Raw genomic sequence first — 12,107 nt, 5'->3', positions numbered from 1 at the left:
CGCCATGACACGCCCCCTGCCCGCCACCCACACCCAGCTCGACCAGCTGCTGACCGGACTCGTGGAACGGGTCGCCGACGTGAACCAGGCCGTGGTCCTCTCCGAGGACGGCCTGGTGGTCAGCAAGTCCACCGGCTTCCTGCGCGACGACGCGGAGCGACTGGCCGCCACCGCGTCCGGTCTGATGAGCCTCAGCAAGGGCGTCAGCATGGACTTCCGCGGCGGCCCGGTGCGCCAGGCGCTCATCGAGATGGCGCACAGCTACCTGATCCTCACCTCGGCGGGGCCCGGCGCCCACCTGGTGGTGCTGACGGGTCCGAAGGCGGACGTCGGCGTGGTGGCGTACCAGATGAACATGCTGGTGAAGAAGATCGGCGAGCACCTCAGCGCGGCCCCGCGGGACGCCGGCGGTCCCGCCGTCGACCCAGGCGTGTGACGTGGGCGGCAGCGACTCGGCGGGCCGGCTGGTACGGCCGTTCACCCTGACCGGGGGCCGCACCCGGCCGAGCCGCGCCGACTTCACGCTCATCACGACGGTGACGGCGGCGGACCCGCAGCCGGAGACGGCCGCCCGGCCGCAGCCGGAGCACACGCGGATCCTGCGGCTGTGCGTGGAGCCGGTGGCGGTCGCCGAGCTCGCCGCGCGGCTCGACCTGCCGGTGAGCGTGGTCGTCATCATGCTCTGCGACCTGCTGGAGGCGGGCCGGATCACCGTCCGCGCGCCGCGTTCCGTCACCACTCCGGATCCGGACCTGCTGCAGAAAGTGAGGGAGGGCCTTGGCCGGCTCTGACACCACCGCCCGGGCGTCCGCGGACCTCGGGGCGCCCGACACGGTCAAGATCCTGATCGCCGGCGGCTTCGGCGTGGGCAAGACGACCATGGTCGGCTCGGTCAGCGAGATCAGGCCGCTGCGCACCGAGGAGTCGCTGACCATGGCGGGCCTGGACGTCGACGACCTCGACGGCGTGGAGGAGAAACGTGTCACCACGGTCGCGATGGACTTCGGCCGGATCACCGTCTCCGACGACCTGGTGCTCTACCTGTTCGGCACGCCGGGACAGCAGCGGTTCTGGTTCATGTGGAACGACCTGGCCGTCGGCGCGCTGGGCGCGGTGGTCCTGGTCGACGTGCGCAGGCCCAAGTCGAGCTTCGCCGCGATCGACTTCTTCGAGCGGCGGGGCATCCCGTTCGTGGTCGCCGCCAACGGCTTCCACGGCGAGCACCCGTACCCGGCGGAGGACATCCGCGAGGCGCTGACGCTGCCCGCGGAGGTGCCGGTGCTGCTGTGCGACGCGCGGGAGCGGGAGTCCTCCAGGGACGTGCTGATCGCCCTCATCGACCTGCTGATCGCCCAGACGACGGCAGTGCGCTGAACGCACCCGCGAGGCGCGGCCGGACGAGCAGCCGGGCGAGGCGCCCGTGGGGTGCGGCGGGTCGCCGCACCCCCGCGGTGCGTCTCAGGTGAGGCCGGCGGACTTCAGCCAGGTCTTGGCCACGTCCAGCGGGTCCTTCTTCTCCAGCTGCACCTGGGCGTCCAGGTCGAGGAGCGTCTTGGTGTCCAGCTTCGCGGAGACCGCGTTCAGTGCCTCGACGCCCTCCTGCGACAGCCCGTCCTTGCGGACCAGCGGGGTGACGTTGGCGAACCCGAAGAGGTTCTCCGGGTCCTTCAGGACGACGAACTTCTCCTTCACGATCGTCGGGTCGGTCGTGAAGACGTCCGCCGCCTGCACCTCGTTCTGCGCGAGGGCCGCCTGGGTCAGCGGGCCGCCCGCGTCCAGTGCCTTGAAGGTCTTGAACTTCAGCCCGTAGACCGCCTCCAGGCCCTTCAGGCCCTGCTGCCGGGTCTGGAACTCGGGCGAGCCGCCGATCGTCAGCTCGGGCGCGACGTCCTTGAGGTCGGCGAGCGTGGACTCGGCGGTCAGGCCGTACTTCTTCGCCGTCGCGGCGTTGACGCTCACCGAGTCCTTGTCCTCGGCCGGCGAGGACTCCAGAAGCGTCAGCTGCTTGTCCAGCTTGGCCTTCACCGCCTCGTTGACCGCGTCGGCGGAGGTCTGCTCCGCGTCGGCGTCGAGGTAGGCGAGGAGGGAGCCGTTGTACTCCGGGAGGACCGTCACCGAGCCGTTCTTCATCAGGCCGTACGTGGTCTCACGGCTGCCGATGTTGTGCTTGTAGGTGACCTTCAGGCCCTTGGCGCGCAGCGCCTCGCCGTAGATGTCGGCGAGCAGGGTGGACTCGGCGAAGTTGTTCGAGCCGACGACGACGGTGCCGGCGTCCGCCTTCTCGCCGTCGAGCGGGTTCTCGGAGGTGTCACCGGAGGAACAGCCCGCGAGCAGCGCCGCCGCGGCGGCGAGCGCGACGGCCGCCGCCCCGGTGTGCCTCTTGGTGGGTCTGCAGCTCTTCGCCGTGGAAATCATTCACCGATCCAATCCAGCCGTTTCACGGTCGGTCAAGACCGCTTGGGTTACATTTGTCGCACAGCTGATCGAATGTCAGCGGCGGCGCACTCCGGGCGACACCGCGAACCGTCCCGCGGCCCAGAACAGCGCGAGGGTGACCAGCGCCAGGACCGCCACCAGCGTCGCGCCGCCGACGACCTTCTCGTAGTCGCGCTGGTAGAGCCCGTCGATGATGTACCGGCCCAGCCCGCCGAGACTGACGTAGGCGGCGATGGTTGCCGTCGACACGATCTGGATGGCGGCGGTCCGCAGACCGCCGAGGATCAGCGGGAGCGCCACCGGCACCTCCACCCGGAACAGGATCCGCGACTCGCGCATGCCCATGCCGCGGGCCGCGTCCACCGGCGCCGGGTCGACGGTGCGGACCGCCTCGTACGTGGTCACCAGGATCGGCGGGACGGCCAGCACGACCAGCGGGATCATGACGGGCAGCAGCCCGAAGCCGATGAGCAGCACGGCGAGCACCAGCAGTCCGAAACTGGGCAGGGCGCGGGCCGCGTTCGCGACGAAGGCGATCGCGTTGCCGCCGCGTCCGGTGTGCCCGGTCAGCAGCCCGACGGGCAGGCCGATCGCGGACGCGATCGCGAGGGCCAGCAGCGAGTACCGGACGTGCTCCACGAAGCGCGTGGGGATGCCGTCGTAGCCGTGCCAGTGGGCGTTGTCGCTGAAGAACGCCTGGACGAAGCTGAGGACGTTCACCGGGCGGCACCCTTCGCGAGGAGTTCCTCACGCGGCGGCGCGGCCGGTTTCCGGCCGGGCATCCAGGGCGTCAGCGCCCGGCGCAGGGCGACCAGCGCGACGTCGCACAGGATCGCCAGGGCCGCGGTGGTGAGCACGGCGTTCGCCGCGAGTTCGGGCCGGTCGTACTTCTGCGCGGCGGCCAGCAGGTTGCCGAGGGCGCCCTGGTTGCCGATGAGGGCGCCGACGCTCACCAGGGAGATGCTGGACGCGGTGGCGACCCGCAGCCCGGCGATGATCGCGGGCGCGGCGATGGGCAACTGCACCTGCACGTAGCGCCGTACGGGACCGAAGCCCATGGCGGTGGCCGCGGCGAGGGTCTCGTCGGACACCGAGCGCACACCGTCGACGATCGCCGGGACCAGCACCACCAGGCTGTACAGGGCCAGCGGGATCATCACGGTCAGCTCGGTCTGGCCGGTGTAGTCGATGAGCACGACGAAGAACGCCAGGGACGGCACGGCGTACAGCACGGTCGTCACACCGAGCACCGGCGGGTACAGCCAGCGGAACCGGCCGCACAGCAGCGCCAGTGGCAGCGCGAGGAGCAGCCCGGCGGCCACCGGCAGCAGGGCCTCGCGCAGGTGCAGCCCGATCAGGCCGGCCCAGCTGTGCTGGAGGTCGCTGGGGATGTCGAAGAAGCCGCTCATCCGGCGACCTTCTCGTCCTCGCCGCGCTCCGGCGCGGGGGCGTCCGCCGCGGCCCCGGCGGGTGCGGTGCCGGCCGCCGTGTGGGCGGCGCGGATCGCCTCGCCGATGGTCTGCTGGGAGACCACCCCGGTCACCCGGCCGTCGCCGTCCACGGCGACCGCCCAGCCGGTGGGCGAGAGGACCGCGCAGTCGAGCGCGACCCGCAGCGAGTCCGTACCGGGCCGGAACGGGCGCCCGTACGGCAGGAGCCCGCCGGAGTCGCCGGTGCTCCCGCGCTCGCGCCAGCCGAGCGGACGGCCGTCGGCGTCGGTCACCAGCAGGTACGGGGCCTTGCCGGCGGTGAGGCGTTCGGCGGGGGCACCGGCCGGGACCACGGCGTCGGTGGTCAGCTCCAGCGCCTCGGAGGTGAAGAAGGAGAGCCGGCGGATGCCCCGGTCGGCGCCGAGGAAGTCCTCGACGAAGCCGTCCGCGGGGTTCGACAGCAGGTCGGCGGGCGGGGCGTACTGGGCGAGCCGGCCGCCCTCACGCAGCACGGCGACCATGGTGCCGAGCTTGATCGCCTCGTCGATGTCGTGGGTGACGAAGACGATGGTCTTGCCCAGTTCGTCCTGGATGCGCAGCAGTTCGTCCTGGAGTCCCTTGCGCACCACCGGGTCGACGGCCGAGAACGGCTCGTCCATCAGCAGCACCGGCGGGTCCGCGGCGAGCGCCCGCGCCACCCCGACGCGCTGCTGCTGGCCGCCGGAGAGCTGGTAGGGGTACCGCTTCGCGAGCGCGGTGTCGAGGCCCACCCGTTCCATCAGCTCCGCCGCCCGCTCCCGGGCGCGCTGCTTGCCCCAGCCGAGCATGCGGGGGACGGTCGCGATGTTGTCGACGATCGTGCGGTGCTGGAAGAGGCCCGCGTTCTGGATGACGTACCCCATGGAGCGGCGCAGGGCGGTGACGGGCTGGCGCCGCACGTCCTCGCCGTCGAGGAGGATCGTCCCCTCGGTGGGCTCGACCATCCGGTTGATCATGCGGAGGGTGGTCGTCTTGCCGCAGCCCGAAGGTCCGACGAGGACGGTGATCGAGCGGTCCGGGATCTCCAGCGACAGCCGGTCGACCGCCACCGTGCCGTCCGGGTACCGCTTCGTGACTGAGTCGATCCGTATCAAGACGCCGCTTGCCCTTCGGGTGGCTGAGGATGGTCGGCCGGTATCGACCGCGCCGGGTGCCGGTCGAGTGTAGACGGCGGCACCGACGACGCCCCGGGTGTCACGGGACCCCGGCGGCGGGGGCGGCCGAGGGCCAGGGCGGCACCTGCCCGGATCCCGGCGGGGCAAACCACCTGATCCGCACGGGCCGTAGCCCCGATCCTGTCGGTTCGCTGTCGGTTCGCTGTCGATCGGGCTCCGGCCGTGCGGGGGCCTCGGGCACGGGCGGTGCCGTGCCGCAGTATGGGCGCGTGGACAGAGTGCGCGTACTCGTGGTGGACGACGACCCTCCGATAGCCGACCTGGTGGCGACGGTCGCCCGGTACGAGGGCTGGGAGGCGGTCACCGCCCACTCGGGCGAGGAGGCGCTGCGCCGCGCCGCCGCGTTCCGCCCGGACATCGTGGTGCTGGACCTGATGCTGCCGGACGTCGACGGCTTCGGCGTGCTGGACGGGCTGCGCAGCTCGGGGCGGATGGTGCCGGTGGTGTTCCTCACCGCCCGGGACGGGGTCGCCGACCGGGTGGCCGGGCTCACCCGGGGCGGCGACGACTACCTGGTCAAGCCGTTCGCCGTGGAGGAGCTGATGGCGCGGCTGCGCACGGTGCTGCGGCGCAGCGCGGGCCCGGACTTCCGGCGGTCGGTGCTGCGGGTGGGGGACCTGTCGCTGGACGAGGACACCCGGGAGGTGCGGCGGGGCGAGCACCTGCTGGCGCTCACCCCGACCGAGTACGAGGTGCTGCGCTATCTGATGCGCCGCTCGCCGACCGTGCTGACGAAGGCGCAGATCCTGGACCACGTGTGGGAGTACGGCTTCGGCGGCCGGGCCAACGTGGTGGAACTGGTGGTCAGCCGGCTGCGGCGCAAGCTGGACGCCACGGGCGCCCCGCTGATCCGGACCGTGCGGGGCTTCGGCTACGTGGTCCGGCAGGCGGCGGAGTGAGGGCGACGGCCCGGCGGCTGCGGGACGTCCACCGGCGGATGCGGCTGGGCACCCGGCTGGCGCTGGGCCTCGGAGTGCTGTCGCTGGCGGTGTTCGCGGTCGTCGGCACGGCGCTCACCGCCTACATGCGGGACTATCTCCAGCAGCAGCTCGGCGACCAGCTGAAGCTGATCCAGACCGTGCAGGCCAAGGACGCCGCGGCGCACGGCACGGTGCGGCGCAAGCCGTACTACGGCTGGTTCACGGCGGTGTACGACGTCAGCGGCGACTCGGTCTCGCTGCGCCGGCCGGCCGACGTGCCCGACGACACCCGGCCGCTGTCCGAACTCGCGCGGGCGATGGCGCACTCCGACACGGAGCTGATGCGCACCGCGCGGATCGACGGGGAGGGCACGTACCGGCTGCGCGGCTGCGAGGTGGAGCCGGGAGTGGTGCTGGTGAGCGCCGCTCCCGTGGAGGACGTCGAGAAGACCGTCGAACGGCTGGTCACCGTGCAGGTGGTGGTGTTCGCGCTCGCGCTGGCGGCGCTGGTGGTGTTCGGGCGGCGGATGCTGCGGCGCGGACTGCAACCGCTGAGCGACATGGCGCACACCGCGCACGGCATCGCCTCGCACGACCTGACCGAGTCGGCGGCCCGGCTGCCGCTGCGCGCGGACGGACGCGACGGCGGGCGCGAGGTGGCGGAGCTGCGCACGGCGTTCAACACGATGCTGGAGCACATCGACGACTCGCTCGCGGTCCGCGCGCGGGCCGAGCAGCGGCTGCGCCGCTTCGTCGCGGACGCCTCGCACGAACTGCGCACCCCGCTGATGTCGGTGCGCGGATACGCGGACCTGTTCCAGTACGCCGCCGCGAACGAACCCGCCGAGCGGGAACGGCATCTTGCCCGGCTGCGGGCCGAGGCCGCGCGGATGGGTGTCCTGCTGGACGACCTGCTGCTGCTCGCCCGGCTGGACTCGGCGGAGGCGGAGGCGCCGCTGCGTACGGCCGACACGGATCTGACGGAGCTGGTGCGGCAGGCCGCGGACGCGTTCCGGGCGGCGCGCCCGACGCATCCGCTCACCGTCACGGCCCGGGCCCCCGGCCCCCTGGTGCTGCCGCTCGATCCGCAGCGGGTGCGGCAGGTGCTGGACAACCTGCTGGCCAACGCGGCCGTGCACACCCCGGCCGGCACCCCGGTCTCCGTCGAGGTCGCGGTCTCCGGTGACGCGGCCCTGGTACGGGTGGCCGACGCGGGCCCCGGCATCCCGGCCGAGGACCGGGAGCGGGTCTTCGACCGCTTCCGCCGCGTCGACAAGGCCCGCAGCCGGGACCGCGGCGGCAGCGGCCTGGGCCTGTCGGTCGCCCGCTCCCTGGTCCGCGCCCACGGCGGCGACATCACCCTGACCACCGAGCCGGGGGCGACGGTCTTCACCGTACGGCTGCCGCTGCGAGGGGTGCGCCGAGGTTCCGGGCGCCCACCCGGCCGGCGGCCCACGGGTCTTACGGAACCGTGACGTGCCCGGCGTGGAGCCGGTGCGGGGGCTGCGGCGGGCTTAGCGTGAGGGCATGCGCGTACTGGTCACCGGCGGTGCCGGGTTCATCGGGTCCACCGTCGTGACGGCGCTGCGGGAGCGCGGGCACGAACCCGTGGTGTTCGACGTCCGTACCGATCCGGCGGCGGACGTCCGCTCACCGGGCGCGGTGCGCGCGGCGCTCGACGGGGTGGACGCCGTCTGCCACCAGGCGGCGATGGTCGGCCTCGGCACGGGCTTCGGCGACGCCCCGGAGTACGTCTCCCGCAACGACCTGGGGACGGCCGTCCTGCTGGCCGCGATGGCCGACGCGGGCGTACGGCGGCTGGTGCTGGCCGGCTCGATGGTGGTGTACGGAGAAGGCCGTTACGTCTGTGCCGGGCACGGCGTGGTGCGGCCGGGGCCGCGCGCCGAGGCGGACCTGGCGGCCGGGCGGTTCGAGCCCCGGTGCCCGGTGTGCGGTGCCGCGCTGGAGCCGGGCCTGGTCGGCGAGGACGCCCCGGCCGACCCGCGCAACGTGTACGCCACCACCAAGCTGGCGCAGGAGCACCTGGCCGCCGCCTGGGCCCGCGCGACGGGCGGCTCGGCGGTGTCGCTGCGCTACCACAACGTGTACGGGCCGGGAATGCCCCGGGACACCCCGTACGCCGGGGTGGCGTCCTTCTTCCGCTCGGCCCTGGCCCGCGGCGAGGCCCCGCGGGTCTTCGAGGACGGCGGCCAGCGCCGTGACTTCGTCCACGTCCGGGACGTCGCCTCGGCGAACGTGGCGGCCCTGGAGGCGGATCCGCCCGCCGGCGCCCTCACCGCCTACAACACGGGCAGCGGCACACCGCACACGGTCGGCGAGATGGCCCACGCCCTCGCCGAGGCCCACGGCGGCCCGTCCCCCGTCGTCACCGGCGAGTACCGCCTGGGCGACGTCCGCCACATCACGGCGGACTCGGCCCGCCTGCGAGCGGACCTGGGCTGGAAGCCGGAGATCACCTTCGAGGAAGGAATGAGAGAGTTCGCAACCGCCCCGTAGAAACACGAACAACAACACTGCCGCACCCGGGCGACGAAGCCAACCACCACCCCCTCAGGGGCGCGGGGAACTGCGCAACCAGCCACAACACTGCCGCACCCAGGCGACGAAGCCAACCACCACCCCCTCAGGGCCGCGGGGAACTGCGCAACCAGCCACAACACTGCCGCACCCAGGCGACGAAGCCAACCACCACCCCCTCAGGGGCGCGGGGAACTGCGCGACCAGCCCCTACCCACCCGCACCCACCGAACGCCCCCAACGGGCACACGCCCCAGGGGCGCGGGGAACTGCGCACCCCCTCACCTCACGCCTCCGCAGGCAACCTCACCTCGAACCGACACCCTCCCCTGACGTTACGGACGGACGCCGTCCCCCGGTGCGCCTCGACAATCCCCCGCACGATCGCAAGCCCAAGCCCCGCCCCCGCCGGAGGCGTCCGCGCATGCGTCCCCCGCCACCCCGTGTCGAAGACGCGCGGCAGATCCTCCTCCGGAATGCCCCCGCACCCGTCCGTCACGGACACCACCACCGCCCCCTCGGACGACCGCCGCGCGGCCACCGCCACCGTGCCGTCCGCCGGAGTCCGGCGAATCGCGTTCACCAGGAGGTTCCCCAGCACCCGGCTCATCTCCCGGCCGTCCACCTCCACCGGCACCGGCTCCACCCCCTCACCCACCAGCCGTACGCCGTGCTCGCGGGCGAGCGGATCCGCCCCGGCCAGGGCGTCGCCGACCAGGTCGTAGAGGCTGATCCGGGCGGGGGACAGCTTCAGCGTCCCCGCGTGGATGCGGGACAGCTCGAACAGGTCGCCGACCATGTCGTTGAGGCGTTCCACCTCCGTGCGCATCTGCCGCAGGTAGCGGTCGGGTTCCGCGGCGACACCGTCCTCCAGCGCCTCCGCCATGGCGCGCAGTCCGGCGAGCGGTGTGCGCAGGTCGTGGGAGATCCAGGCGACGAGTTCCCGCCGGGAGGACTCCAGGGCCCGCTCCCGGTCCCGTGACTGGGCGAGCCGCACACTGGTGGCCTCCAGCTCCCGGCTCAGCGCCGCGAGTTCCGCGGTGGCCGGCCCGTCGGGCGCGGCGAACTCACCGCCGTCCCCGAAGGAGCGCGCGGCGAGCGCGAGTTCCCGGCTGCGGGCGACGACCCAGCGCCCCAGCAGCAGCGCGGTGACCAGGGAGACCACGGCGGCCATGGCGACGACCGTGGTCACCACGCTCAGGTCGTGCGACGAGAGGAACATCGCCCGCGCGACGGCCAGCGTGCCGGCGAACATGGCGGTGACGGCGACGGCGGCGACGACCGCGAGGTGCGCGGTCAGCGACCGGCGCCGGATCAGCAGCAGCACGCCCGCGCCGAGCACGCCGGCCGTGGTGGCGCCGAGGAACGCGAACAGGGCGATGAGCAGGGTGTCCCGCATCGTCACGCCTCCCCGGTCGCGGGGTCGAAGCGGTAGCCGACACCCCACACGGTCTGGATCAGCCGGGGCCGTGCCGGGTCGTCCTCGACCTTGCCGCGCAGCCGCCGTACATGGACGGTCACGGTGGACAGGTCGCCGAAGTCCCAGCCCCACACCTCCCGCATCAGCTCCTCCCGCGCGAACGCCCGCCCCGGATGGGCCAGGAGGAAGGCGAGGAGGTCGAACTCGCGGATCGTGAGGGCGAGTTCGGCGCCGTTCTTGGTGGCCCGGCGGGCGGCGGGGTCGACGGTGAGGCCGGCGGCGCGCAGCAGCCCGGACGCGGCCGGCCCGGGACGGGTGCGGCGCAGCACGGACTCGACGCGCAGGACCAGCTCGCGCGGGCTGAACGGCTTGGTGACGTAGTCGTCGGCGCCGACCTCCAGGCCGAGGATGCGGTCGTCCTCGTCGCCGCGCGCGGTGAGCATGATGACCGGCACGGGCCCCTGTCCGCGCATCCTGCGGCACACCTCGAGGCCGTCCATGCCGGGCAGCATGAGGTCGAGGACGACCAGGTCGGGCCAGTGGGCGGCGGCGCGGGCGAGCGCGTCGGGGCCGTCGCCGGCCCGCTCGACGACGTAGCCGGCGCGGTCCAGGTAGCCCGTGACGATCTCGGCGACGGTGGGGTCGTCGTCGACGACGAGGACCCGGGCTCCGGCCTCGCCGCTCGGTGGTGGCTGATCCATGCCGTCCAGCGTCGCACCCCGCGCGCGCGAACCGGCCGGGCGGGCGCCGACGTCCGTGTTTCGTAAGGAGGCGTTGCCCGGAATGCCCGTTTGGCGTTCGTAGGGTGAGAGCCGTGACCTCCTCCCCCTCCTCCCCGGAACCACCGGGCCCGGCGTCCGTCGACGTCGTCCTGCCCTGTCTCGACGAGGCCGCGGCGCTGCCGTGGGTGCTGCGGCGGATCCCGCCCGGCTGGCGCGCGCTCGTCGTCGACAACGGCTCCACGGACGGCTCCGACCGCGTCGCCCGTGAGCTCGGCGCCACCGTCGTGCACGAGGCGCGGCGCGGTTTCGGCGCCGCGTGCCACGCCGGGCTGAGCGCCGCCACGGCCGACATCGTCTGCTTCTGTGACTGCGACGCCTCGCTGGACCCGGCGGACCTGGTGCCGTTCGTCCACGAGGTCCGCACCGGCGCGGCCGACCTGGTCCTGGGCCGGCGCCGGCCACGGGGGCGGGGCGCCTGGCCACTGCACGCCCGGGCCGGCAACGTCGCCCTGGCCCGGCTGCTGCGCCGCCGCACCGGACTGCGGCTGCGGGACCTCGGCCCGCTGCGGGCGGCCCGGCGCGAGGAGCTGCTCGCCCTGGACCTGACCGACCGGCGCAGCGGCTACCCGCTGCAGATGGTGGTGCGCGCCGCCGACGCCGGGTGGCGCGTCACCGAGCACGACGTGCCGTACACGCCGCGCACCGGCGCCTCCAAGGTGACCGGCACCTGGCGCGGCACCTTCCAGGCGGTACGGGACATGAGCCGGGTGCTCCAGGAGCCCGCCGCGCGCGAGGGGGTGGCCTCGTGACGTCGTCCCCGCTCACGCTGCTCGTCATCGCCAAGGAGCCCCGGCCGGGCCGGGTGAAGACCCGGCTGACGCCGCCGTTCACGCCCGAGGAGGCGGCCGCGCTCGCCGAGGCCGCGCTCGCGGACACCCTCGACGTGGTCGCCCGCACGCCCGCGGGACGCCGGGTGCTGGTGCTGGACGGGGCGCCGGGACCGTGGCTGCCGGCCGGCGTGGAGGTCGTACCGCAGGGTACGGGCGGTCTCGACGAGCGGCTGGCCGCCGCGTTCACCGGGTGCGACGGGCCCGCGCTGCTCATCGGGATGGACACCCCGCAGGTGACGCCGGAGCTGCTCGCCGTGGACTTCGCGGACTGCGACGCCTGGTTCGGCCCTGCCGCCGACGGCGGCTTCTGGGCGCTGGGCCTGGCAGCGCCCGACCCCGGGCTGCTGCGCGGGGTGCCCATGTCACGGCCGGACACGGGGGCCGCGCAACGGCGGCGGCTGGACGGCCTGCGGGTACGGGACCTGCCGTTGCTGCGTGACGTCGACACGGCCCGGGACGCGGCGGCCGTCGCCGGCGCGGCGCCGGGCGGCCGGTTCGCCGCGCGGCTGGCCGAGCTGACGGCGGCCCGCCGGTGAG

General features: G+C 73.8%; 14 protein-coding genes. 8 read left to right on the top strand and 6 right to left on the bottom strand.

The window, feature by feature from the left end; all coding sequences use genetic code 11:
* Positions 1 to 4: 4 nt before the first annotated feature.
* From ACIF8S_RS01845 to ACIF8S_RS01835, 3 genes are read left to right on the top strand one after another with little or no spacing between them, the layout of a single operon-like run.
* The gene (locus ACIF8S_RS01845) at positions 5 to 436 is read left to right on the top strand and encodes a roadblock/LC7 domain-containing protein (RefSeq protein ID WP_024884668.1); all 432 of its coding nucleotides are present in this window, start codon (positions 5 to 7) and stop codon (positions 434 to 436) included.
* Between the two features lies 1 nt (position 437).
* Complete coding sequence (locus ACIF8S_RS01840) at positions 438 to 791, top strand: DUF742 domain-containing protein (protein WP_399996758.1); 354 nt, start codon at positions 438 to 440, stop codon at positions 789 to 791.
* Positions 778 to 1,374 (top strand): GTP-binding protein, encoded by a 597-nt coding sequence (locus tag ACIF8S_RS01835; protein WP_399996757.1) that lies wholly within the window; start codon positions 778 to 780, stop codon positions 1,372 to 1,374. The genes ACIF8S_RS01840 and ACIF8S_RS01835 overlap by 14 nt, the downstream gene beginning before the upstream one ends.
* An 84-nt stretch (positions 1,375 to 1,458) precedes the next feature.
* On the opposite strand, the gene ACIF8S_RS01830 is transcribed toward ACIF8S_RS01835, so the two are convergent.
* The 4 genes from ACIF8S_RS01830 to ACIF8S_RS01815 all read right to left on the bottom strand — a co-directional run bounded on the left by ACIF8S_RS01830 (position 1,459) and on the right by ACIF8S_RS01815 (position 4,999).
* Positions 1,459 to 2,415 carry an ABC transporter substrate-binding protein gene (locus ACIF8S_RS01830; protein WP_399996756.1) on the bottom strand — a complete coding sequence of 319 codons (957 nt, stop codon included), beginning with the start codon at positions 2,413 to 2,415 and terminating at the stop codon, positions 1,459 to 1,461.
* Positions 2,416 to 2,490: 75 nt separating this feature from the next.
* Positions 2,491 to 3,156, bottom strand: a complete 666-nt coding sequence (locus ACIF8S_RS01825; RefSeq protein WP_399996755.1) for an ABC transporter permease — start codon at positions 3,154 to 3,156, stop codon at positions 2,491 to 2,493.
* On the bottom strand, positions 3,153 to 3,845 hold the full coding sequence (locus ACIF8S_RS01820; RefSeq protein ID WP_399996754.1) for an ABC transporter permease: 693 nt from the start codon (positions 3,843 to 3,845) through the stop codon (positions 3,153 to 3,155). The genes ACIF8S_RS01825 and ACIF8S_RS01820 overlap by 4 nt, the downstream gene beginning before the upstream one ends.
* Positions 3,842 to 4,999: an ABC transporter ATP-binding protein gene (locus tag ACIF8S_RS01815; protein ID WP_399996753.1), complete on the bottom strand. Its 1,158-nt coding sequence runs from the start codon at positions 4,997 to 4,999 to the stop codon at positions 3,842 to 3,844. The genes ACIF8S_RS01820 and ACIF8S_RS01815 overlap by 4 nt, the downstream gene beginning before the upstream one ends.
* A gap of 290 nt (positions 5,000 to 5,289) precedes the next feature.
* On the opposite strand from ACIF8S_RS01815, the gene ACIF8S_RS01810 reads away from it, so the two are divergent.
* The 3 genes from ACIF8S_RS01810 to ACIF8S_RS01800 are packed head-to-tail and all read left to right on the top strand — an operon-like array spanning position 5,290 to position 8,517.
* On the top strand, positions 5,290 to 5,979 hold the full coding sequence (locus ACIF8S_RS01810; RefSeq protein ID WP_399996752.1) for a response regulator transcription factor: 690 nt from the start codon (positions 5,290 to 5,292) through the stop codon (positions 5,977 to 5,979).
* 38 nt (positions 5,980 to 6,017) lie between these two features.
* Positions 6,018 to 7,475, top strand: coding sequence for a sensor histidine kinase (locus tag ACIF8S_RS01805; protein ID WP_399997058.1), 1,458 nt, complete (start codon positions 6,018 to 6,020; stop codon positions 7,473 to 7,475).
* A 52-nt stretch (positions 7,476 to 7,527) separates the two neighbouring features.
* Positions 7,528 to 8,517: an NAD-dependent epimerase/dehydratase family protein gene (locus ACIF8S_RS01800; protein WP_399996750.1), complete on the top strand. Its 990-nt coding sequence runs from the start codon at positions 7,528 to 7,530 to the stop codon at positions 8,515 to 8,517.
* Between the two features lie 307 nt (positions 8,518 to 8,824).
* Here the strand turns inward: ACIF8S_RS01800 and ACIF8S_RS01795 are convergent, their stop codons facing one another.
* Both ACIF8S_RS01795 and ACIF8S_RS01790 read right to left on the bottom strand, forming a co-directional pair.
* Positions 8,825 to 9,937 (bottom strand): sensor histidine kinase, encoded by a 1,113-nt coding sequence (locus ACIF8S_RS01795; RefSeq protein WP_399996749.1) that lies wholly within the window; start codon positions 9,935 to 9,937, stop codon positions 8,825 to 8,827.
* A 2-nt stretch (positions 9,938 to 9,939) separates the two neighbouring features.
* On the bottom strand, positions 9,940 to 10,659 hold the full coding sequence (locus ACIF8S_RS01790) for a response regulator transcription factor (RefSeq protein WP_399996748.1): 720 nt from the start codon (positions 10,657 to 10,659) through the stop codon (positions 9,940 to 9,942).
* A 104-nt stretch (positions 10,660 to 10,763) separates the two neighbouring features.
* Between ACIF8S_RS01790 and ACIF8S_RS01785 the strand changes: the two genes are divergently transcribed.
* Together ACIF8S_RS01785 and ACIF8S_RS01780 are read left to right on the top strand one after the other, a co-directional pair.
* Positions 10,764 to 11,489: a glycosyltransferase family 2 protein gene (locus tag ACIF8S_RS01785; RefSeq protein ID WP_399996747.1), complete on the top strand. Its 726-nt coding sequence runs from the start codon at positions 10,764 to 10,766 to the stop codon at positions 11,487 to 11,489.
* Positions 11,486 to 12,106, top strand: a complete 621-nt coding sequence (locus tag ACIF8S_RS01780; RefSeq protein WP_399996746.1) for a DUF2064 domain-containing protein — start codon at positions 11,486 to 11,488, stop codon at positions 12,104 to 12,106. The genes ACIF8S_RS01785 and ACIF8S_RS01780 overlap by 4 nt, the downstream gene beginning before the upstream one ends.
* Position 12,107 lies beyond the last annotated feature (1 nt).

It is taken from the genome of Streptomyces sp. NPDC085937 (assembly GCF_044540535.1).
Taxonomy (GTDB): Bacteria; Actinomycetota; Actinomycetes; order Streptomycetales; family Streptomycetaceae; genus Streptomyces.
The sequence above is the reverse complement of the archived record's forward strand: the minus strand, read 5'-3'. Positions and strand labels throughout refer to the sequence as shown.